The 23,899-nt window shown below is 35.5% G+C and carries 21 protein-coding genes and 1 pseudogene; 18 read left to right on the forward strand and 4 right to left on the reverse strand.

Going from position 1 to position 23,899, the window contains the following annotated elements; genetic code table 11:
- Nucleotides 1-628 (reverse strand): helix-turn-helix domain-containing protein (locus tag GMA06_RS06670; protein ID WP_163562107.1); only part of this gene is annotated, 628 nt, incomplete at its 3' end.
- Between the two features lie 294 nt (nucleotides 629-922).
- A pseudogene (locus GMA06_RS06675) lies at nucleotides 923-1,075 on the reverse strand (helix-turn-helix domain-containing protein); the annotation flags it as partial.
- A 231-nt stretch (nucleotides 1,076-1,306) separates the two neighbouring features.
- Here GMA06_RS06675 and rplS point away from each other — a divergent pair.
- The 3 genes from rplS (at nucleotide 1,307) to lysS (ending at nucleotide 4,350) form a co-directional block, all read left to right on the forward strand.
- Entirely contained in the window at nucleotides 1,307-1,654 is a 348-nt protein-coding gene (rplS, locus tag GMA06_RS06680; RefSeq protein WP_163545388.1) for a 50S ribosomal protein L19, read from the forward strand.
- Nucleotides 1,655-1,785: 131 nt separating this feature from the next.
- Nucleotides 1,786-2,784 (forward strand): tRNA dihydrouridine synthase DusB, encoded by a 999-nt coding sequence (dusB, locus tag GMA06_RS06685; RefSeq protein ID WP_163562109.1) that lies wholly within the window; start codon nucleotides 1,786-1,788, stop codon nucleotides 2,782-2,784.
- A 42-nt stretch (nucleotides 2,785-2,826) separates the two neighbouring features.
- Nucleotides 2,827-4,350: a lysine--tRNA ligase gene (gene lysS, locus GMA06_RS06690; RefSeq protein WP_163562110.1), complete on the forward strand. Its 1,524-nt coding sequence runs from the start codon at nucleotides 2,827-2,829 to the stop codon at nucleotides 4,348-4,350.
- 302 nt (nucleotides 4,351-4,652) lie between these two features.
- On the opposite strand, the gene GMA06_RS06700 is transcribed toward lysS, so the two are convergent.
- Nucleotides 4,653-4,958, reverse strand: coding sequence for a transposase family protein (locus GMA06_RS06700; RefSeq protein WP_163562112.1), 306 nt, complete (start codon nucleotides 4,956-4,958; stop codon nucleotides 4,653-4,655).
- Between the two features lie 437 nt (nucleotides 4,959-5,395).
- Between GMA06_RS06700 and secA the strand changes: the two genes are divergently transcribed.
- The 14 genes from secA to rpsI all read left to right on the forward strand — a co-directional run bounded on the left by secA (nucleotide 5,396) and on the right by rpsI (nucleotide 20,875).
- Complete coding sequence (gene secA, locus GMA06_RS06705) at nucleotides 5,396-7,762, forward strand: preprotein translocase subunit SecA (RefSeq protein ID WP_163562113.1); 2,367 nt, start codon at nucleotides 5,396-5,398, stop codon at nucleotides 7,760-7,762.
- A gap of 66 nt (nucleotides 7,763-7,828) precedes the next feature.
- Nucleotides 7,829-8,948 (forward strand): peptide chain release factor 2 gene (gene prfB, locus GMA06_RS06710; protein ID WP_163562114.1). Its coding sequence is split into 2 segments (ribosomal slippage): nucleotides 7,829-7,888 and nucleotides 7,890-8,948, totalling 1,119 coding nucleotides; the frame shifts between segments, so codons are not numbered across the junction.
- A 265-nt stretch (nucleotides 8,949-9,213) separates the two neighbouring features.
- Nucleotides 9,214-9,900: a cell division ATP-binding protein FtsE gene (ftsE, locus tag GMA06_RS06715; protein WP_163545969.1), complete on the forward strand. Its 687-nt coding sequence runs from the start codon at nucleotides 9,214-9,216 to the stop codon at nucleotides 9,898-9,900.
- Nucleotides 9,893-10,774, forward strand: coding sequence for a permease-like cell division protein FtsX (gene ftsX, locus GMA06_RS06720; RefSeq protein ID WP_163545970.1), 882 nt, complete (start codon nucleotides 9,893-9,895; stop codon nucleotides 10,772-10,774). Before ftsE ends, ftsX begins: the two co-directional genes overlap by 8 nt.
- A gap of 339 nt (nucleotides 10,775-11,113) precedes the next feature.
- Nucleotides 11,114-11,977, forward strand: a complete 864-nt coding sequence (locus GMA06_RS06725) for a phosphate ABC transporter substrate-binding protein PstS family protein (RefSeq protein ID WP_163562115.1) — start codon at nucleotides 11,114-11,116, stop codon at nucleotides 11,975-11,977.
- 18 nt (nucleotides 11,978-11,995) lie between these two features.
- Nucleotides 11,996-12,895: a phosphate ABC transporter permease subunit PstC gene (gene pstC / locus GMA06_RS06730; protein WP_163562116.1), complete on the forward strand. Its 900-nt coding sequence runs from the start codon at nucleotides 11,996-11,998 to the stop codon at nucleotides 12,893-12,895.
- A gap of 1 nt (nucleotide 12,896) precedes the next feature.
- Nucleotides 12,897-13,784, forward strand: coding sequence for a phosphate ABC transporter permease PstA (gene pstA, locus GMA06_RS06735; protein WP_163545973.1), 888 nt, complete (start codon nucleotides 12,897-12,899; stop codon nucleotides 13,782-13,784).
- 14 nt (nucleotides 13,785-13,798) lie between these two features.
- Entirely contained in the window at nucleotides 13,799-14,554 is a 756-nt protein-coding gene (pstB, locus tag GMA06_RS06740; protein WP_163545974.1) for a phosphate ABC transporter ATP-binding protein PstB, read from the forward strand.
- 18 nt (nucleotides 14,555-14,572) lie between these two features.
- Entirely contained in the window at nucleotides 14,573-15,325 is a 753-nt protein-coding gene (pstB, locus tag GMA06_RS06745; RefSeq protein WP_163562117.1) for a phosphate ABC transporter ATP-binding protein PstB, read from the forward strand.
- Between the two features lie 18 nt (nucleotides 15,326-15,343).
- Nucleotides 15,344-15,997 carry a phosphate signaling complex protein PhoU gene (gene phoU / locus GMA06_RS06750; RefSeq protein ID WP_163545976.1) on the forward strand — a complete coding sequence of 218 codons (654 nt, stop codon included), beginning with the start codon at nucleotides 15,344-15,346 and terminating at the stop codon, nucleotides 15,995-15,997.
- 147 nt (nucleotides 15,998-16,144) lie between these two features.
- Nucleotides 16,145-18,964, forward strand: a complete 2,820-nt coding sequence (gene uvrA / locus GMA06_RS06755; RefSeq protein ID WP_163562118.1) for an excinuclease ABC subunit UvrA — start codon at nucleotides 16,145-16,147, stop codon at nucleotides 18,962-18,964.
- A 189-nt stretch (nucleotides 18,965-19,153) separates the two neighbouring features.
- Nucleotides 19,154-19,801, forward strand: coding sequence for a YitT family protein (locus tag GMA06_RS06760; protein WP_163545978.1), 648 nt, complete (start codon nucleotides 19,154-19,156; stop codon nucleotides 19,799-19,801).
- 224 nt (nucleotides 19,802-20,025) lie between these two features.
- A complete protein-coding gene (gene rplM / locus GMA06_RS06765) occupies nucleotides 20,026-20,469 on the forward strand; it encodes a 50S ribosomal protein L13 (protein WP_163545979.1) in 444 nt (147 codons plus the stop codon).
- 13 nt (nucleotides 20,470-20,482) lie between these two features.
- Complete coding sequence (gene rpsI, locus GMA06_RS06770; RefSeq protein WP_163545980.1) at nucleotides 20,483-20,875, forward strand: 30S ribosomal protein S9; 393 nt, start codon at nucleotides 20,483-20,485, stop codon at nucleotides 20,873-20,875.
- 106 nt (nucleotides 20,876-20,981) lie between these two features.
- On the opposite strand, the gene GMA06_RS06775 is transcribed toward rpsI, so the two are convergent.
- Nucleotides 20,982-21,302 carry a helix-turn-helix transcriptional regulator gene (locus GMA06_RS06775; RefSeq protein WP_163545981.1) on the reverse strand — a complete coding sequence of 107 codons (321 nt, stop codon included), beginning with the start codon at nucleotides 21,300-21,302 and terminating at the stop codon, nucleotides 20,982-20,984.
- Nucleotides 21,303-21,494: 192 nt separating this feature from the next.
- Between GMA06_RS06775 and GMA06_RS06780 the strand changes: the two genes are divergently transcribed.
- Complete coding sequence (locus GMA06_RS06780; protein ID WP_163562119.1) at nucleotides 21,495-23,690, forward strand: LPXTG cell wall anchor domain-containing protein; 2,196 nt, start codon at nucleotides 21,495-21,497, stop codon at nucleotides 23,688-23,690.
- Nucleotides 23,691-23,899: the final 209 nt, after the last annotated feature.

Below are 23,899 nucleotides of genomic sequence, written 5' to 3' on the forward strand. Positions count from 1 at the left end.
TATCGTATCTAGCAAAGTAGTCTAATAGCGTGCTGGATTTACGGTCGTGTACAACGTCAATCAGTTGATGAGTCAGTGCATCACAATAGATAAAACTCATGGCACTATCAGAAGATTTTACTGACTTAAATTCATCAAAGCATAGATGATGAGGTAATTGTGTGTTGTGATTTACTTTTAAAGTAGAGGCGACTTTATCAACAATACGTCTGACCGTATGTACAGATACATTGTGTTGTTTAGCGATGTAGGTTTCTGAAATGGTTTCTGTTAAAGTGTCCATTATCTTTTGTTTTAAACGGTTTGTGATAAAACAATGCTTATCCACAATAGGTGTTTCAGCTGTAAATGATGATTGACAGGATTTACAATAAAAACGTTGTTTAGTGAGTGATAAATAGGCGTTTAGTCCTGAAATTTGGCATAAAGACAGTTGTGATTGACGTGTCCCATTTTTTACAATGCCATTGGTTGCGTGACAATTTGGGCAACAATCTGGTGTATAGGTTAATTTACCGTATAAGACTAATGATTTTTTATGTCGAATGTCACACTCTGATACGTTTTCATGATCAAATGTGATGTTTTTATCCTTTAATTGTAGTAAGATTTCTGTTATATTAGACACAGGCAATTTCTCCTTATTATTTGGTCGTACTTTTAATTTAAGAGAAAATTGCCTTTTTGTCTACATAAAATTAGGGTTGTTGGCTTATGCCATCAACCCTAAAAATTATACAGCCTGATTTCATGAATATTGATTCTATAATAAATCGTGTTGGTGTTCAAAAATTAAGTAACTTTATCAATCGATAACGATTTATCCAGTGTTCAATAGCCGTTATTTCGTTAGGAGTAGCAGTTGTTGTGCCTTTTGAGCATAGTATTCTTTAGTGCCGCCATGAAAAGATAAATCGATGAGTCCATGTTTAATTTCGTTATTGATGGTTTGGTAATTTTTATCTAATAATCTATCGATTTCTCGGTTACTTTTACCTTCTTTTTTCCATTTTTCGATGAAGTAACGTTCTTTTTCTGTTATATGCTTGCCTTTTGTGTTATAGTATTCTTGCATCTCTTGGTATCCTTTTTTTGTGATTATGAAAAGTATATCCTATGAGATGCTTTTTTTGTATCACTGGCTAACTTAATTCTATAATTTACTCCTCAAATTTACCACGACATACATATTTACAAGTAACTTAAAAAATGCTACAATAATACGAAGTGGGCGACCACATATTCAGAGTATTCCGCTATATGAAAATGTCGTATATGAATATTCGCAGAAGAAGGAGAAAAAGAGATGAGTCAACTAATCGAAAAGATTACACAAGAACAATTACGTACAGATATTCCTGATTTCCGTCCTGGAGATACAGTGCGTGTACACGCTAAAGTTGTTGAGGGAACTCGTGAACGTATCCAGTTATTTGAAGGTGTTGTTATTAAACGCCGTGGTGCTGGTATCAGTGAAACTTATACAGTACGTAAAATCTCTAACGGTGTTGGTGTGGAACGTACATTCCCATTACATACACCACGTGTAGCAAAAATTGAAGTAGTTCGTCATGGTAAAGTACGTCGTGCGAAATTATACTACTTACGTGCGTTACACGGAAAAGCAGCTCGTATTGCAGAGCGTCGTCGTTAATAGACAGTCTATCTCGCCCATACGGGCGAGATTTTTTAATATGTTATTAAACTAAAATAGATGATATATATTTGTTTTATCGAATGGTAACAGCATTTGATAAAAAGTTAAATGATAAATAAGGAGAAAATATGTTTAAAATTGGGAACATTGATATTGTAAATCCCGTTGTCGTTGCGCCAATGGCAGGTATTAGTAACGCTGCTTTTCGTGTCACAGTTAAAGAAATGGGAGCAGGGTTAGTAGTATGCGAAATGATTAGTGATAAAGGCATTCAATTCAGAAATGAAAAGACATTAAGTATGCTGCATATTGAGCCTCAAGAGTATCCTTTAAGTGTACAAATTATGGGAGGAAGTAAAGAAACCTTGGTGGAGGCTGCCAAGTATGTGGAGGAGCATACGCAAGCGGCGATTATTGACATCAATATGGGATGCCCGGTAAATAAGGTGATTAAGGCGGAGGCTGGCGCTAAGTGGTTGTTGGATCCGAATAAAGTATATGAAATGGTTGCGTCTGTTGTAGATGCGGTCAAAGTGCCTGTTACGGTGAAAATGCGTACAGGTTGGGACAGCGAGCATTTGTATGCTGTTGAGAATGCTCTGGCAGCAGAGCGTGCGGGTGCGAGCATGGTAGCGATGCATGGACGTACACGTGTACAAATGTACGAGGGATATGCTGATTGGACAATTTTAAAGGACGTAAAACAAGCGTTAAAAACGATTCCTCTAGTTGGAAATGGCGATGTGAAAACACCAGAGGATGCTAAACGTATGTTAGATGAAACGGGTGTTGACGGAGTGATGATTGGAAGAGCAGCGCTAGGAAATCCGTGGATGATTAAACAAACCGTGCATTATTTAGAAACAGGAGAATTATTACCGCCTCATACACCTAGAGAGAAGATTGATATTGCAAAGGTGCATTTACAACGTTTGGTTGATTTAAAAGGGGAAGTGGTTGCGTCAAGAGAGTTTAGACAACATGCGAATTACTATTTAAAAGGGATTCCGCGTGCTTCCAAGACGAAAAATTTAATCAATCAAGCAACAACGCAACAAGAAATGATTGATTTGATGGATGCTTTTATTGAAGAAGTTGAAGAAAGAAGTTTAAAAATAGAGATTTAATAGTGAAAGAACACGTTCTATGTGTTATGATAGACACGAAGAATGAAAAGAATTGGAGTGAAACAAGTGTCAGAAGATGTGAAAATGGAATTGAACGACCAGTTACTCGTACGTCGTGAAAAAATGCAAAAATTAGCAGAAACAAATGTGAATCCATTTGCTAGTGGTTTTGAGCGTCATCATTTAGCAGCTGATTTACAAGTGGAATTTGAAGAATTTACAAAAGAGGATATTGCTGAAAAAGAGCCTGTTACTGTGCAAATTGCAGGTCGTTTAATGACAAAACGTGGAAAAGGGAAAGCGGGTTTTGCGCATTTACAAGATCAATCTGGACGTATTCAAATTTATGTGCGTCAAGATCAAGTTGGTGAAGTACAATACGAAATTTTTAAAGTGGCTGATTTAGGTGATATTGTTGGTGTTGTTGGGACAATCATGAAAACGGATATGGGTGAATTGACAGTTCGTGCCAAAGAGTTTGTTCACTTGACAAAAGCATTGCGTCCTCTACCTGATAAATACCACGGTTTAACGAATGTTGAACAAAAATATCGTCAACGTTATTTAGATTTAATTAGTAATGATGAAAGTCGTCAACGTTTTATTTTACGTTCACGTATCGTAAGTGAAATTCGTCGTTATATGGATGATGCAGGTTATTTAGAAGTCGAAACACCAGTGTTACATACTTTAGCAGGTGGTGCGACAGCTCGTCCATTTATCACACACCATAATGCGTTGGATATGGAATTGTATTTACGTATTGCCACAGAATTACATCTAAAACGTCTTGTGGTTGGGGGTATGGAGAAAGTTTATGAAATTGGACGTGTGTTCCGTAATGAAGGGATTGATACGACACACAACCCAGAATTTACGTCAATGGAAGTGTATACAGCGTATACAATGTACACAGATGTGATGGATTTAACGGAAAACTTATTGCGTCATGTTACAAAACGTGTACTAGGTACAGCGGTATTACAATATAATGGTCAAGAGATTGATTTGGAAACACCTTGGAAACGAGTGCATATGGTTGATTTAATCAAAGAGCAAACGGGTGTTGATTTCTGGCAAGAAATGACATTTGAAGAAGCAAAAGCAGTAGCTGAAAAACATCATGTAAAATTAAATGATCATGATACAACGGTAGGACATATTATCAATGCGTTCTTTGAAGAGTTTGGAGAGGGAGTATGTATCCAACCAACGTTTGTATATGGGCATCCTGTGGAAGTATCTCCTTTAGCACGTAAAAATGAAGAAGATCCACGTTTTACAGATCGCTTTGAATTATTCATTGTGACAAAAGAATATGCTAATGCCTTTACAGAATTAACAGACCCAATCGACCAACGTGAACGTTTTGAAGCACAAATGGTAGAAAAAGATAAAGGAAATGATGAAGCGCATCCGATTGATGAAGACTTTATCGAAGCGTTAGAATATGGCATGCCGCCAACTGGAGGATTAGGTATCGGTATTGATAGATTTACAATGCTATTAACGGATGCTCAATCTATTCGTGATGTCTTGTTGTTCCCTACAATGCGACAATTATAATAAAAAAGAATCGTTTTTCGCAAAAACGGTTCTCAGACTGTTGACAAAGTAAGAGTGTCAACAGTCTTTTTTCGTATCAGACGTTAAGTTATACGGCTTACCAAAATATTTCTCTTCCCTATGTTGTGCGGTAAAGGAGCTGTTCATACGTCACTATCTTTTTATTTTAAGTCACAAAGTGATGTACGGCTCACCGAAATGTACACGATACATTGTGCTGTTTAGCGATGTAGGTTTCTGAAATGGTTTCTGTTAAAGTGTCTATTATCTTTTGTTTTAAACGGTTCGTAATAAAACAATGCTTATCTACATGGGGGTTTCGCTGTAAATGATGATTGACAGGTTTTACAATAAAAACGTTGTTTAGTGAGTGATAAATAGGCATTTGGTCCTGAAATTTGGCATAAAGACAGTCGCGATTGACGTGTCCCATTTTTTACAATGCCATTGGTTGCGTGACAATTTGGGCAACAATCTGGTGTGTAGGTTGATTTACCGTATAAGACTAATGATTTTTTATGTTGAATAATACATTCTGATATATTTTTATGATCAAATGTGATGTTTTTATCCTTTAATTGTAGTAAGATTTCTGTTATATTAGACATAGGCAATTTCTCTTTATTATTTGGTCGTACTTTTAATTTAAGAGAAAATTGCCTTTTTGTCTACATAAAATTAGGGTTGGTGGCTTATGCCATCAACCCTAAAAATTATACAACCAAACTTTTATCCCCCACATGAGTTTCTAACAGCAGTCAGAACAATTCGTTGTGCAATGTTCAACGTTGAACTGTTTTATGTATTGGATTTTTACAATAATGCTTATTCAATGATGCAAATGTGTTTTCAAAAATAGCCGAATAAAGATAAAGAATGGTGTGAAAGATTGATTTTTGTCTTTGGAAAACGGTTATATATCAATTTGTGGTATAAAAGGGTTTAAATATTACAAAAAAAATGATATGATGTACTAGTTAAAGTGTCGATATTGGCATGTGAAATGACATCATAGATATAAGAATTTATAAGGAGATAAGAAACCGTGGCGAATTTGTTGAAAAAATTAGTTGAAAATGAAAAACGTGAGTTGAAACGTCTAGAAAAAATTGCAGATAAAGTATTTAGTTATGCTGATGAAATGGAAGCAAAAACAGACGAAGAGTTGCGTCAAAAAACAGAAGAATTTAAAGAGCGTTACGCAAAAGGGGAAGATTTAGATAAAATGCTTCCTGAAGCATTTGCCGTTGTTCGTGAAGCAGCTAGACGTGTTTTAGGTTTGTACCCATATAAAGTACAGGTTATGGGTGGTGTAACATTGCATGAAGGTAATATTGCGGAAATGAAAACAGGTGAAGGTAAAACATTGACAGCGACAATGCCGGTATATTTGAATGCCATTTCTGGTTTAGGGGTTCACGTTGTGACAGTTAATGAATACTTATCTGGACGTGATGCAAAAGAAATGGGTGAATTATACGAGTTTTTAGGTCTAACTGTTGGGTTAAACTTGAACAGTAAAACACCTGCTGAAAAACGTGAAGCGTATGCGTGTGATATTACATATAGTACAAACAATGAATTAGGATTCGACTACTTACGTGATAACATGGTTACGGAAAAAGCAAACATGGTACAACGCCCATTGAACTATGCGATTGTCGATGAAGTAGACTCAATCTTAATTGACGAAGCTCGCACGCCATTGATTATTTCTGGTGAAGCCGAAAAATCAAATGCTTTGTATTTAAGAGCAGACTTTTTTGTAAAAGGATTAAAAGAAGAAGAGCACTATACGATTGATTTGCCAACAAAAACGATTGTGCTAACAGATGAAGGTATTGAGCGCGCTGAGCGTGTATTCCATTTGGAAAACTTATATGATGTGTCAAATACATTGTTGGTGCATCACATTGACCAATCTTTACGTGCGAACTACATCATGTCATTAGATATTGATTATGTGGTAGACAATGACGAAGTAAAAATCGTTGACCCATTTACTGGTCGTGTTATGGATGGTCGTCGTTACTCTGACGGATTACACCAAGCAATTGAAGCTAAAGAGGGTGTAACGATTCAAAATGAATCAAAAACAATGGCAACTATTACATTCCAAAATTACTTCCGTATGTATAAAAAATTAGCCGGCTGTACGGGTACTGCGAAAACGGAAGAAGAGGAATTACGTGAAATTTATAATATGCAAGTTGTATGTATTCCAACAAACAAACCGATTGCACGTATTGATTCACCAGATTTGTTATATCCAACATTACATACAAAATTTAAAGCTGTTGTAAAAGATATTAAAGAACGTCATGAAAAAGGGCAACCAATCTTGGTTGGTACAGTAGCCGTTGAAACATCAGAATTATTATCTAATTTATTGGTTGCTGAGGGTATTCCTCATGAAGTGTTAAATGCGAAAAACCATGCTAAAGAAGCTGAGATTATTACAAGTGCAGGGCAACGTGGTGCTGTAACGATTGCGACAAACATGGCAGGACGTGGAACGGACATTAAGTTAGGTAAAGGTGTTAAAGAATTGGGTGGTTTATGCGTGATTGGGACAGAGCGTCATGAGTCACGTCGTATTGATAATCAGTTACGTGGACGTTCAGGTCGTCAAGGGGACGTTGGTGCTAGCCAATTCTACTTGTCGTTTGAAGATGATTTGTTGAAACGTTTTGGTAGCGATAGAATGCGTGAAGTGTTAGTAAACATGACGAAATCAGCTGGTGAAGATGAAGACATGTCTATTCAAAGTAAAATGTTCTCTCGTCAAGTTGAGTCAGCACAACGTCGTGTTGAAGGGAATAACTATGATTCACGTAAGAGTGTTTTGGAGTATGACGATGTTATGCGTGAACAACGTGAAATTATGTATTCTCAACGTCAACAAGTGATTGATGAAACAGAGAGTTTATCTGATGTTGTGAAAGGTATGATTCAAAATACAATTCATCACGAGGTAGAAGCTCGTACAAGTGCAGATAAAAAAGATTGGGATTTAGACGGTATCTTAATGTTTGCAGGAAATGTTCTTGTTCATCCTGATACAATCACATTATCTGATTTAGAGGGTAAAACAGCCGCAGAAATTGAAGCGTACTTAAATGAACGTGCCATGACTGTTTATCAAGAAAAAGTAGATCAACTACAATCTCCAGAATATTTATTACAATTTGAAAAACTTGTCATTTTACGTGTTGTTGACCAAGAATGGACAAGCCATATTGATGAAATGGATCATTTACGTCAAGGTGTTGGTTTACGTTCATACGCACAAACAAATCCGTTAACAGAATACCAAAATGAAGGTTTTGAAAGATTTAATGCGATGATTAAAACTATTGAGTTTGAAACAACACGCATTATCTTGAAATCAAATTTAAGAGCAAGTGTATAATGACAAAACCAAACAAGGCTATTAGCCTTGTTTGGTTTCGTTATAAATTAGAGTAAGGAAGAAAATATGGAACTAGTAGAAATCAAGCAGTTTATTGAAAAAGCCAATAATCAATTAGTAACATTTGGGCACTCTCTTTGACTTAGAACGGTTAGAAGTTGATATTGCCGACTATGAGCATCAAATGTTGGCGCCTGATTTTTGGGACGATAATGAAAAGGCTAAAAAAATAATTGATAGTTTAAATCAAAAAAAGCAAGCCTATGATACATATCATCGACTATATCAACACTATCAAGATGTTGTTGATTTGTATGATTTAGTGAAAATGGAACCAGATGAGTTGTACGAGCAGGAGCTACAAGAGCAAGTGCGTCAATTACAAGAGGAACTCATGGCGTATGAGTTACAAATGCTTTTAGATGGCGAGCATGATAAGCGTAATGCCATTCTTGAAATTCATCCCGGTGCAGGCGGAACAGAGTCACAAGACTGGGGAAGTATGCTATTACGTATGTATACACGTTGGGCAGATAAGAAAGGATTTCAAGTGGAAACATTGGATTATCAAGACGGTGAGGAAGCTGGTATTAAAAGTGTGTCTTTATTGATTAAAGGAATAAATGCCTATGGTTATTTAAAAGCCGAAAAAGGTGTGCATCGTTTAGTGCGTATTTCACCGTTTGATGCTGCCAAAAAACGCCATACGTCGTTTGCCTCGGTCGATGTGATGCCTGAGATTGATGATGATGTGGAAGTAGAGATTAGTACTGAAGATTTACGCATTGATACATATAGAGCCAGTGGTGCAGGTGGTCAGCACGTTAATAAAACGTCTTCTGCTATACGTATTACTCATATTCCAACAGGTATTGTTGTGCAGAGTCAATCACAACGTTCCCAATTTCAAAATAAAGACCAAGCGATGAGAATGTTAAAAGCGAAATTATATCAATTAGAGGAAGAAAAGCGTCTTGCTGAGTTAGATACTATTCGTGGAGAGCAAAAAGAGATCGGATGGGGGTCACAAATTCGTTCGTATGTGTTTCATCCTTATTCAATGGTGAAAGATCATCGTACGAATTTTTCAGTGGGGCAAACACAAGCTGTTATGGACGGTGATTTAGATGCGTTTATTGATGCGTATTTGAAGTTGAGTTTGCAAGAGCCGAGTGAAATGGAGTAAATGTTTCTATTTTTGACATTGGAAAAATAGTAAAAAGACTTGGAAGTAATCTGTTCAAGTCTTTTTGATTTTCTAGTAGATTATTGCTCGTATTTTTGTTTATATTGTCTGTTTTTTGTCTTTTTTAACAAGTAATGTTCGTTTATTTTCTTTAAATCGTGTTTTTCGTAATATAAATGTAACTTAAATAACATTAAATCCAATTATAAAGTATGGTATAATACTCAAGCGCTCGATAGAGACAATTTGTAAGTGGGTGAATAAAATGATTGAAATGAGAAATGTTAGCAAGCGTTACCCGAACGGCGTGACAGCGATTAGTGATTTGTCTGTCAATATAAATCCTGGAGAGTTTGTATATATTGTAGGACCTAGTGGCGCAGGAAAATCAACATTCATTAAGATGATGTATTGTGATGAACGTTTAACGTCAGGCGATATTAAGGTGGGTAAATTTGATTTAAGTACCATTAAACAAAGAGAGTTACCACATTTAAGACGTTATGTTGGAGTTGTTTTCCAAGATTTTAAATTATTAGAGAAAAAAACGGTGTATGAAAATATTGCGTATGCTATGGAAGTTATTGGAAAACGTCCGAGTGTCATTCGTAAACGTGTTTTAGAAGTGCTTGATTTAGTAGGGTTAAAGCATAAAGTAAGAATGTTTCCAAATGAATTATCTGGAGGAGAGCAACAACGTATTGCGATTGCACGTGCGATTGCGAATATGCCGGGTGTTCTTATTGCCGATGAGCCAACAGGGAACTTAGATCCGGATACAGCGTTAGAAATTATGAACATTTTAGAGCGTATTAGTGCAAATGGTACAACGGTTATCATGGCAACGCACAGTCGTTCTATTGTGAATAATATTAAACATCGTGTATTAGCAATCGAAAACGGACGTCTTGTTCGTGACGAACAGGAAGGAGAATACGGATACGATGATTAGAATGTTTTTTAGACATATAAAAGAAGCGTTGCAAAGTGTTAGTCGTAACTTTGTGAGAAGTTTATTGTCAATTATTACAGTAGGTTTAACATTACTTTTAGTAGGTATTTTTGCTTCTGTTTTGTTAAATGTAAGTGATATGGCGCAAGATGCAACGAATTCATTAGAAGTAAAAGTATTCGTAGACTTAGCTGCGACAAAGGAAGATGAACAAGCGCTTGAAAGACAATTAAAAGCTGTACCGCATGTTCAAACGGTTATTTATTCTAGTAAAGATGAACAACTTTCTGAAATTATCCAAAAATATCCTTCTTTTTCATTGTTTAAAGAGGATTCCAATCCTTTAAGAGATGCGTATATTGTTATGGTTGACCAATCGTCAAATATTAAAGATGTGACCAATAAAATTCGAGAGCTGAAATATGTGTACAAGGCAAATGACGGTGGCGAAATCACAGAAGTGCTTGTAGCCTTTTCAAAAGGTATGCAATTTTGGGGTGGTATTTTGATTGTCAGTCTTGTGCTGATTGCTGTGATGTTAATTATGAATACCATTCGTGCAACAATTTTATCACGTCAAACGGAAATTGAAATTATGCGTCTAGTTGGAGCGACTAAATGGTTTATTCGTTGGCCGTTCTTATTAGAGGGAGCATTTATTGGATTATTAGGTAGTGTTTTACCAGTGGGGTTAATTTATCTAGGTTATACAACGCTATATGCGATTATTGAACCGCAGTTAATTACAACACATTATAGTTTATTACCACCAAATCCGTATGCTTTATATTTAGCGGCAGGTCTAGCTGCATTAGGTATTTTAATTGGTGCTTTCGGATCTATTGTATCCATTCGCAGATTCTTGAAAAAATAATATATGGAACCCCCCACTCATGTTGATAGGTTCAACATGAGTGGGGGTTGTGTTTTATCCACGTTTAACACTAAGAATAGTTGTGTATAGTGTTATAAAGGCTTATCCATTTTTATATACAAAATGGTGATTGGTGGATTTTATTCACTAGTACGATTTATGATAGATGCGTTTTTCTTTAACAGGGTACTATTTGTTTGAAAAAGATAGTATTTTTATGAGATATTTACTTTTTTTTCAAGAAAAGGCTTTAATTTAGTTTTTTGGTTTCTAATGAAATTTAAATATGCTACAATTCAGCTAGGAACAAAAACAAAATAAATGAGGTATGCTATTAACATGAGAAAAAAAGCAATTTTTTTGATGATGATATGTATTTGTTTCGTATTAAGTGGGTGTCAAACATCTATTACAAGTATGAATGGATCTATCACAGCAGTAGGATCGTCTGCGTTACAACCGCTTGTGGAAGTTGCCGCAGAGCAATTTCAAATGCAATATCCTGATGTACTCATCAATGTACAAGGTGGCGGCTCTGGGCAAGGATTAAGTCAAATTGTGATGGGAACAGTTGAAATTGGTAATTCAGATACATTTGCTGAAGAAAAAAAGATTGATGTCGATAAATATGAATTACAAGACCATAAAGTTGCGGTGGTAGGTATCGGTGTGATTGCTAATAAAGAATCAGGTGTACGTGATATCACACATCAGCAACTGATTGATATTTTTACAGGAAAAATAAGAAACTGGCAAGAGGTTGGTGGGCAAAATATGCCCATTATCGTTATCAATAGAGCTAGTGGTTCTGGTAGCCGTGCGACATTTGAAAAGTATGGGTTAAATAATCAAGAACCAATTGTCGCACAAGAGCAAGATAATTCTGGAACGGTAAAAAAACTTGTCAAAGACACAAAAGGTGCGATTAGTTATGTATCTTTTTCTTATTTTAGTGATGATTATCAAGCCCTGTCTATTGACGGGGTTGAGCCAACTCGAGAAAATGTTGAAACGAATCAATGGAAAATATGGGCGTATGAACATATGTATACAAAACGTGAAAAAGATGTGATTACAAAAACATTTCTTGAGTACATGTTAAGTGATGATGTTCAAGATAATATTGTGTCACAATTAGGGTATATTCCCGTTAAGACAATGACAATAGATAGAGATGTCAAAGGAAATATTCGTGTAAAATAATAAACTAGGAGATAAGCAATGCAACAAACAAAAAAGAGAATTCCAAAACGTACTCTTGAAAAAATTGGTAAAACAATAACATTTTTATGTACGCTTTTAATGGGAATTGTTGTTTTTACCATTATTTTAATGGTTGCACAACGAGGGTTGTCTACATTTTTTGTAGATGGTGTATCCCCAGTTGATTTTCTATTTAAAACAAAATGGTTACCCTCATCAACAGATGCTAATGGACAAGCTTATGTTGGTGCATTACCAATGATTATTGGTTCTGTCAGTGCAACTTTACTAGCGATTTTAATCGCTGCACCATTTGCGATGGGCGCAGCCGTATTTATGGTAGAAATTTCACCAAAGTTTGGGAAAAAATTTCTGCAACCTGTCATTGAATTATTAGTAGGTATTCCGTCTGTTGTTTATGGATTGATTGGCTTGAGTGTTATTGTACCTTTTGTTCGCTCGTTTGGTGGGACAGGGTTTGGTATTTTGTCCTCTGCTTTTGTATTGTCTGTCATGATTTTACCGACAGTAACGAGTTTAACAGTGGATGCATTAAATGCGGTGCCAGACTATTATAGACAAGGTGCTTTAGGGTTAGGTGCAACACGCTGGCAAATGATTTATCACGTTGTGTTACGAAGTGCTAAAAGTGGTATTTTAACAGCTCTCGTAATGGGTATGACACGTGCTTTTGGTGAAGCTCTTGCGGTTCAAATGGTTATTGGAAATACAGCTGTTATTCCAACGTCTTTAGTGACGCCAGCATCAACCATTACGAGTATTTTAACTTTGAGTATGGGAAACACCATTTTTGGTAGTTTAGAAAATAATGTATTATGGTCTTTAGCTTTATTGCTATTGATGATGTCAATTATTTTTATAGCTATTGTAAAACGCATTGACAAGAAAGGACGTTAAGATGAACGCAAAACAACAAGATAAAATCGCAACGATTGTGTTATATAGTATCGCAGGAGTGATTTGTTTGATTTTAGCCAGTTTGGTTGGATATGTTCTCATTCACGGTATTGAACATGTGAATTGGCGTTTTTTAACAAGTAATCCAGAATCTATCAAAGCAGGTGGCGGTATTTTACCAGAATTATGGAATTCGTTTTATTTACTTGTCTTAACTTTATTGATTAGTACCCCTATTTCGTTAGGAGCGGCTATTTATTTATCGGAATATGCTCCTAAAAATAAAACAACGGAATTTATACGACTATCAGTAGATGTGTTATCTTCTTTACCGTCTATTGTTGTAGGTTTGTTTGGTATGTTGTTATTTGTAACAGCTATGAAATTTAAGTATTCTATTTTGTCGGGAGCTTTAACATTAACGATTTTTAACTTGCCTATTCTTGTTCGTGTCATGGAACAATCTTTAAGAAATATTTCGCACGACCAACGTCAAGCAGGATTGGGATTAGGGTTAACAAAATGGGAAACAACGATTTTTGTTGTTGTACCGGCAGCTTTACCAGGGATTTTAACAGGGATTATTTTATCTGCTGGTCGTATTTTTGGAGAAGCAGCAGCGTTGCTGTTTACAGCAGGGCAAAGTGCACCGGCACTAGATTTTACAAACTGGAATCCGTTTAGCCCGAGAAGTCCATTAAATATGTTTAGACAAGCTGAAACATTAGCTGTTCATATTTGGAAAGTGAATAGTGAAGCAGTGGTACCCGATGCACAAGCTGTGTCAAATGGGACAGCGGCAGTCTTAATATTATTTATTTTAATTTTTAACTTTGTAGCTCGTCGTTTTGGACAGTATTTATACAAAAAAATGACATCAGCAAAATAGTAGGTGAAATAATAATGAGTATAACGATTGAAACAAAAGACTTGAATATATTTTATGGGCAAAATCAAGCAATAAAAAATGTCAGTTTGGCTTTTAAGAAAAATGAGATTACAGCATTGATTGGCCCAAGTGGATGTGGAAAGTCGACCTATTTAAGAGCATTAAATTTAATTAACCGTGAAATTGTTGCGTGCCGTATCGAAGGAGAAATTTTTTATAATGGACGTAATATCAACACACCTAAAGAAGATGTGTATGCGTTGCGTAAAAATATTGGAATGGTTTTTCAAAGACCCAACCCATTTAGTCGCTCAATTTACGATAATATCGCATTTCCATTAAAACGTCACGGTATGACAAATAAGCAAGAACTAGATGAAATTGTGGAAACATCTTTGATACAAGCATCTCTTTGGAATGATGTTAAAGATGAATTAAATAAAAGTGCGTTGGCATTATCAGGAGGGCAACAACAGCGTTTGTGCATTGCTAGAGCGTTAGCAATGAAACCAGATGTTTTGCTAATGGATGAGCCAACATCGGCATTAGATCCTGTATCTTCTGGTGCAATCGAAGATGTTTTAGCAGAATTAAAAGATATGTATACCATTATTATTGTGACACACAATATGCAACAAGCAGCACGTATCTCAACAGAAACAGCTTTCTTCTTATCTGGAGAAGTGATTGAATTTGATAAAACATCTAAAATCTTTAGAAATCCAACACATCAAAAAACAGAAGAATATATTTCAGGAAGATTTGGATAAATACAGAAAGAGGTCTATATGGCAATTATTGAGGCAACTAATATCAATTTATTTTATGGGCAAAAACAAGCGTTATTTGATGTGAATTTAGCATTTCAAGAACATACTGTCAATGCACTCATTGGACCGAGTGGATGTGGAAAATCGACTTTTTTACGTAGTTTAAACCGTATGAACGATTTAATGCCAAATGTGACGATAACAGGTGAAATCAAAGTAGATGGACAGAATATTTTTAGTCCAACAACAGATTTGGTACAATTAAGAAAGAAAGTAGGCATGGTCTTTCAACAACCTAACCCATTTCCATTTTCGATTTATGATAATGTTGCATTTGGTCCGAGAATACATGGTATACATGATAAACAAATATTAGATGAACTTGTTGAAACAAGTTTAAAACAAGCGGATTTATGGGAAGCTGTCAAAGATAGACTTCAAGATAATGCAGCGGGTATGTCCGGAGGGCAACAACAACGTTTGTGTATTGCGCGTGTTTTAGCTGTGAAACCAGAAGTGATTTTAATGGATGAGCCAACATCTGCGCTAGATCCAGTATCGTCTGGTAAAATTGAAAATTTGATTTATGATTTAAAATCTGATTATACGATTGTTATTGTGACACATAATATGCAACAGGCTAGTCGCATTTCTGACAATACTGCTTTTTTCTTGTCTGGAAAAGTGATTGAATTTGATAAAACAGCACATATTTTTAGTAATCCAAGTGATAAACGTACAGATGATTATATTTCAGGAAGATTTGGTTAATAGAAAGGAGCATAATAAATGAGAAGATTTTTTGATGAAGAGTTAAGTGAGCTATATGATGAATTTTTAGAAATGGGTAGTGATGTTAACGTAGCTGTCACAAATGCTGTGAGTGCCTTTGTCAAACATGATGTTGAGTTAGCAGAACAAGTTATTAAAGCAGATAAATATATCAATAAAGCAGAAGTACAATTAGAAAAAGGCTGCTTTACATTGATTGCTTTACAACAACCGGTGGCATCTGATTTAAGAAATATTGTTGCTGTAATGAAAGCATCAAGTGATTTAGAGCGTATAGGCGACCATGCGGTTAGTATTGCCCAAGCAACGATTGCAGTAAAAGGCAATAATCGTATTTTAGAAATTGAAAAACTATTAGAAGAAATGGCATTAGTTGTTGAAAGTATGATGACGCGTGTTCTAAAAGCGTACGTCAGTCTTGATGTGGAAGAAGCAAAACGTGTTGCAGAAGAGGACGAGAAAGTCGATGATTATTTAACAAAAGTTGTTCATAAATCAACACAAGGTATTTTGGAAAATCCAGAAACTGTTACAGGTGGTATGGAATATGTGCAAGTGGCAGGCTATTTGGAACGTATAGGTGACTATATTACTAATATTTGTGAACGCATTGTTTATACTGTCACTGGTAAACTAACAGAATTAAATTAAATAACAAAAGGGCTAAGTTTGCTTAGTCCTTTTTATACAAGCCACCCTTGTTGACAATTTGTCAACAAGGGTGGTAGAATAAACATGCGAATCTTTATCCTAAAAGCTGTTTTAGGATAAAGATAAAATAAGTGAGTGGAGATTAGTATGTCAAAAGATGTGATTCGTGTAAATGGGGCAAGAACCCATAATTTAAAAGATATTTCAGTAGATATACCAAGAAATCAATTTGTCGTGATTACGGGTTTATCCGGGTCGGGTAAAAGTTCTTTAGCCTTTGATACATTATATGCAGAAGGCCAAAGACGTTATGTTGAGAGTTTATCGAGTTACGCTCGACAATTTTTAGGTCAAATGGATAAACCTGATGTTGATAGCATTGAGGGACTTAGTCCAGCTGTATCAATCGATCAAAAAACGACGAGTAAAAACCCACGTTCAACAGTTGGAACAGTTACGGAAATCAATGACTATTTAAGATTGTTATTTGCACGTGTTGGGAAACCGATTTGTCCAAACGATAGCACACCCATTTCAAGTCAAACAGTTGAACAAATGGTTGATACGGTTATGAGCTTGCCAGAAAGAACGAAACTGCAAGTATTGGCACCTGTTATTTCTGCAAAAAAAGGGCAGCATAAAAAAGTGTTTGAGCAATTAAAAAAAGATGGTTATATTCGTGTTCGTGTCAATGGTGATATGTTTGATTTAGGAGAAGAGATTGAACTAGATAAAAACAAAAAACATACGATTGAAGTGATTGTTGATAGACTAATGGTAAAAGAAGAAAGTCGTTCTCGGTTGTTCGAGTCTATTGAAACAGCTTTAAAAATAGCGGACGGATATGTACTTGTGAATGTGATTGATGGCGAAGACATGCTTTTTAGTGAGCATCATTCTTGTCCGTATTGTGGATTTACTGTTGGAGAATTAGAGCCTCGATTATTTTCATTTAATGCACCGTTTGGTTCGTGTTCGGCATGTGACGGATTAGGAAGCACATTATCTGTTGATGTTGATTTAGTGATTCCGGATAAATCGTTAACCTTAAAAGAGGGTGCTATTCATGCGTGGAATCCAATTAGTTCAAATTATTATCCAACAATGTTAGAACAATTTTGTACACAATCAAATATTCCAATGGACGTTCCATTTAAAGATTTGTCTAGTGAACATCAAGATAGTGTTTTAAATGGGTCTAAAGGAAAGACATTTCATTTTCATTATGAAAATGAGTTTGGCGGTGTTCGTGATGTGGACATCGTGTTTGAAGGAGTTTTAAATAATATTAAAAGACGTTATCATGAAACGGCTAGTGATTATACAAGGGAACAAATGACTTTGTATATGACAGAGTTACGTTGTCCAACTTGTAAGGGGCAACGTCTAAATAAAGAAGCATTGTCCGTAAAAATTGCAGGGCAAAGTATTTCTGATGTGACTGATTTATCTATTGAGGATAGTTTATCGTTTTTTGAACAATTACGTTTTTCTCCTGCTGATGAAATGATTGCTAAACCTATTTTGAAAGAAATCAATGACCGTTTAACGTTTTTACGCAATGTTGGATTAACGTATTTAACGCTAAGTCGTACGGCAGGAACTTTATCTGGTGGAGAGGCACAACGTATACGTCTTGCAACACAGATTGGGTCTAATTTATCTGGTGTTTTGTATGTTCTTGACGAGCCGTCTATTGGGTTACATCAGCGTGATAATGACCGTTTGATTAGTTCTTTACACAAAATGCGAGATTTGGGGAATACATTAGTGGTTGTCGAGCATGATGAGGATACGATGAAGCAGGCGGATTATTTGATTGATATGGGACCTTTTGCGGGAGAGCATGGTGGGCAAGTGATTGCTGCGGGAACGCCTGAAGAGGTGATGAGTAATGAAAACTCATTGACTGGGCAATATTTATCTGGTGTGAAAAAAATTCCGGTGCCAAAGGAACGTCGTTCTGAAGATAAAGGTTGGATAAAAGTAACAGGTGCTAAGGAAAACAATTTAAAAAATGTGTCTGTTGATTTTCCAATAGGTCGTTTAACGGCTGTTACAGGTGTTTCGGGTTCTGGAAAAAGTTCGCTCGTAAATAGTATTTTGAAAAAAGCATTGATGCGAGAATTAGGGCGTTCTAAAGAAAGACCGGGGGACTTCAAGTCTATTTCAGGTTTTGAGGGATTGGATAAAATCATTGATATTGACCAAAGCCCTATTGGACGTACACCACGAAGTAATCCAGCAACTTATACAAGCGTATTTGATGATATTCGTGATGTGTTTGCCATGACAAATGAAGCTAAGGTAAGAGGGTATAAAAAAGGACGATTTAGCTTCAATGTTAAGGGTGGACGTTGTGAAGCATGTAAAGGCGACGGTATTTTAAAAATTGAAATGCACTTTTTATCTGATGTATATGTGCCTTGTGAAGTGTGCCATGGAAAACGTTATAATTCTGAAACATTGGAAGTGACTTATAAAGGGAAAAATATCGCAGAAGTGTTAGATATGACGATTGAAGAAGCATTAGTGTTTTTTAGTGCCGTACCAAAAATCAGACGTAAATTACAAACGATTGTTGATGTTGGTTTAGGCTATGTTCGATTAGGGCAATCGGCATTAACCTTATCTGGTGGAGAAGCACAGCGTATGAAATTAGCAAGTGAATTACAACGTGTAGCAACTGGAAAAACGGTTTATATTTTAGATGAGCCAACGACGGGCTTACATGTAGATGATATTAAACGATTGATGACAGTACTAAATCGATTAGTTGATGCGGGAAATACAGTTATCGTTATCGAACATAATTTAGATGTTATAAAAACAGCCGATTATATCATTGATTTAGGTCCAGAGGGTGGTGCTGGTGGAGGTACCATTTTAGTAACGGGTACTCCAGAAGAAGTAGCACTCTGCAAAGAAAGCTACACAGGACAATATTTAAAACCTTTATTATCGTAGAATGAGTGAAGATGTAAAAAGCTTGAAATAGCTGGTCGATTTCAAGCTTTTTAAGTTATATAAAATACTTTTCAAAAAAGGGGGCAGCATATTTAAAATGATTTGTTTTCATTTTCTTTTCAAAACACTTTTCAAAATGACTTTTTTTATATATACTATATTTATTTTATAAGAGGAGTTAGAAAATAGATGAGAAAAATCGGGACAAATTTTGTATTAACGACGATTTTTATGATGCTTGCTGCTGTGGGGGTTAGCTTGACATTAAAGGCAGATATAGGATTTGGGAGTGTCAATTCTTTAAGTAGTGCACTTGCTACTGTAACAAGTGTAGAAGTCGGTACCGTTTTAATGAGTATCAATATCGTGTGCGTGTTTATTCAATTATTATTGCAACGTCGTGATTTTCACTGGCGTCAATGGTTACAAGTAGGGGCAGCATATATTTTAGGAATTGTTGTAAATTTAATGATTTACCGTGTCTTAACACCGATAACACTAGACCATTATTTTTTACGTGTACTAGTGTTTGTTTCTGGTGTGGTGCTATCTGGTTTTGCAGTAGCTGCTATTATTCGCTTAGACTTAGTTGTTTTTCCATTGGAAGCTGCGTGTAAAGTGATTGCTGACAAGTATGGTGTAACGTTTCGAAAAGTACGTCAATGGGTAGATGTGATTACATTGTTGTTGGCGGTTTTATTTATGTTAACATTTGGTTCAAGTTTGGTTATTCGTGAGGGAACATTGATCAATATGATTTGTTTAGCACCAGTTACACAGTTCTTTTTAAATAGACTTGAGCAGAGAAATATTTTCCATGCGATTCGTTTTGAGTAGTGTATAAGATACAGTGATTTCCTCTTAGTCAAATGGTCTTTGACTAAGAGGTACTTTTATGCCTTTTCTATAAAAAAGCAAAGAAAACAACAAGAAAAAAGTAAGATAGTCATTGACAAATAACATGCGATAATATATGATTAAATACGGTATTGTTTGCCCCATGATGAGCCCCGGAAACTTATTATGTATCAAACAAGGAAACAGAATTTGGAGGAAAAATAATGCGTACAACATATATGGCTAAGCCAGGTGAAGTAGAACGTAAATGGTATGTGATTGATGCAACAGATGTTCCTTTAGGACGTCTTTCAACAGTTGTAGCAGACGTTTTACGCGGAAAAATGAAACCACAATATACACCACACGTTGATACAGGTGATTTTGTGATTGTTATCAATGCTGATAAAGTAAAATTAACAGGTAAAAAAGCAACAGATAAAATTTACTACCGTCACTCAAACCACCCAGGTGGATTGAAAGCTCGTACAGCTGGTGAGTTACGTGCAAACGATTCTCGTCGTTTAGTAGAATTATCAGTTAAAGGTATGTTACAAAAGAACTCTTTAGGTCGTAGACAGTTTACAAAATTAAACGTATACGGTGGTTCAGAGCATCCACATGCTGCACAAAAACCAGAAGTATTAGACATTACTAACTTAATCTAAGGAGGATATTACATTGGCACAAGTTCAATATATCGGCACAGGTCGCCGTAAACATTCAACTGCTCGTGTACGTTTAGTACCGGGTACAGGAAAAATTGTTTTCAACAAAAAAGATATTGAAGACTACATTCCATTTGCATACTTACATGAAGTTGTAAAACAACCATTAAACTTAACACAAACATTAGGTAACTACGACGTTTACGTAAACGTAAACGGTGGTGGTTTCACTGGTCAAGCTGGTGCTGCTCGTCACGGTATTTCTCGTGCATTATTACAAGTAGACCCAGATTTCCGTGGTGTGTTAAAAGCTGCTGGCTTATTAACACGTGACCCACGTATGAAAGAACGTAAAAAACCAGGTCTTAAAGCTGCTCGTAAAGCAAGCCAATTCTCAAAACGTTAATCGTTATTACAGGACTTTTCTGTCGTACAGAAAAGTCCTGTTTTTATAGGCTCTATCATAAATCGTGTTGACAAACACCATTTATGATAGAGCCGAAAAGTCTTATTTAATGGTTTTTCCAATTTAATATGTCTTCAAAAATGTGTAAAATTTTATTCGTATCATCTAAAAGCATAATTTTAGAAATAATACGGTTCTTTATATGCTTGCTACCTGTGAACGTAAAAAATTCAGGGTAGTCAATTTCCAATGCTTTAATAATTTTATCTAGTGTATTTACTTGTATATTTTTATTTTTACCTCTTTCTATTCTATTGAATGTGGACCAATCTATGTCTGCTTTTGTAGCTAACTCTTGTTGTGTCATCCCGGCTTTTTGTCTTAGTTCTTTAACTCTTTTTGCAATATGTTCCCCTAGTGTATTCATGTATATCTACCTCTCTTATCCTAATATATTTAGGATAGTTAATAAAAAAAGATAATCGATGAAATAAAGTCCATATTTACGGGGTGTTATTGACTTATAATCCTATAATATAGTAAAATATATGGCGTAGAAATCATATTCTATAAAAGAAATTAGTTTTAAATCCTGTGATGAATTGAAAGGAGGAATATTATGAAAAAATCAATTAAAACAATAGCAACATCAACAATAGCGCTTGCGACATTTGCTGGAGTTAGTTTTCAATCGAGTGTAGTACAAGCGGAAGAAGGGACACCGGAGGAAACAGTAAAACCTGCTGTATCTGAAAATAAAGACAAAGAGATTACTCAAGCTGAGGTCGACAGTGCAGAAAAGGCTAAAAATGAGGCTAAAACAAACGTAGATGACAAGCAAAATGCGGTTAAAGCAGCAGAAGAAGCCGAAACAAATAAACAAAACGATGTCGATGCTGCACAAGCTGCCATTACGCGTGCTGAACATAAAGATGAAGAATTGCCAAAAATTGAAAAAACGATTGAAGAAGAAACAGCTAAAAAAGAACAAGCTGAAAAAGAATTAGAGCAAGCACAACAAGATGTATCAGCAGCAAATACTAACAAAGAAGAAGCACAAACAGCATTGGATAATGCTAAAAAAGAACAAGAAGATGCGCAAACAGCATTAGCAGAAGCAGAGAAACAACCATCTGCAGGTGCTGAGGAAAATGCACAAAAAATAAAAGCTAAAGAGCAAGAAAAAGCAACAACAGAACAAGAGCGTAACAAAACACAAGCGGACTTAACTGCTAAAAATCAAGAAATTGCAGCAAAACAACGTGAAATTGATAATGCAACAGACACAAAACAGGAAGAGAAAGACAGTAATAATTGGAAAGGTTATTATGATGGACTTCGTGAAAAGAATCCAGTTATGGAAAAAATAGCTTATGATGGTCAAAAAACAGAAACAGTTGTAGTAGAAGAAGGTAAGGCATACACACCAAATATCCAAAAAATTATGGAATATGCTGCAAATTATATTAATGAGTTAAAACGCATTAATGGATTGAAAGGCCAAGTAACTGTTTCTAAAAATCCAAAATATCAAGATTTTGCTAATTATCATGCTGATGAAGTAGCTAATAAAGGTAAATTTCACCAAACAGATTATCCAGGCGGAAGACCTTCTGAATTGGTGTATGAAAATGTTACTCAAATGGCTATGTTAAATGATAAATATTTATCTGATCAAGAAGTCGCTTATCGTGCAGTGTTAATTTGGTTTTCAGAATATACAAATGTGGGACATAATTATGGTCATGCCAAAAATATTTTATCGGCTAATGGTGAGTTTGTAATGGGGATAGCTCTTGACAAGGCAGAAAAAAGATTTACAAGATATGGGGTATCATTTGATGGTGTGTCACAAACAAGCGATTTGTCAGCTTTACAAGAAGTGGGAAGTCAATCAACAGGCTTAAAACTTCGCTTTAATGGTAAACAGTTGAAGTTTTTACCAGATACAACATTCCGCTATGTGACAGAAACAAAAGTGGCTAGCGATACAACTGCTTTACGTGAAGAATTGGCAACATTAAAAGAAGAAGCAAAACAACTTTCTACAACATTAGAAAATCAAAATAAAAAAGTAACCGATTTACAAGGTGAACTTACAAAATTACAAGCCGAGAAAAAAGAATTAGATGCAAAAGACCCAGTTAAAGTTGCAGCTAGAAAACGTGTTGAAGATGCAAAACGTGATGTTATCACAAAAACAAATGCAGTTAAAACAGCACAAGAAGGTGTTGATAATGCACAACATCGTGTGAACGATTTAAATAAAAAAATTGGGGATGCTACAAAAGCATTAGAAAAAGCAAATAAAGAAAAAGAAGATTTATCGGTAGATCCACAAGTATTACAAGATAGATTAACACATGCTCAAGAAGAGCTAAATACAGCTAAACAAAACAAAGAACAAGCTCAAAAAGAACTAGCTGATGCTAAAGAAGAATTGAAAAAAGCAGAGGATGAATACAACCGTATTAGTAATTTATATCATCTACAAAAAGAGATTAAATTAAGAGAAAATGGTAAAGGTATAAATGGCGTACCAAATACATTCCCAACGGTAGATGCATTACCAACATTGGATATTAACCGTTTGACTAGACCAAACTTTAGTCCGACTGTGAAACCAGATGAAAATAGTGATGCAGCATTAGAATCAAAATCTGAAAAAGTATATAATAAAGAACCTTTAACACGTGCAACATTTGCTAATAAACGATTACCACATACAGGAACATCTGCTTCACATACATTATTAGCGGGTGTATTATCCTTATTTGGTGCAGGTATTGTAGCACGTAGACGTAAAGAGAAATAGTTTTCATCAAATTTTTACCTTTTCATTGATAATGTGATAAAGGGATTTCGGTAGCGAATGGCATGAACCATTCGCTACTTTTATATAGGCTCTATGTCAAATAGGGTTGATGACTCATAAAAAGTAGTGATGTCACAAATGTTACGTCACTATCTTTTTATTTTAAGTCACAAAGTGATGTACGGCTCACCGAAATGTACACGATACAT

This window comes from Granulicatella sp. zg-84 (assembly GCF_010892375.1).
Taxonomy (GTDB): Bacteria; Bacillota; Bacilli; order Lactobacillales; family Aerococcaceae; genus WM01.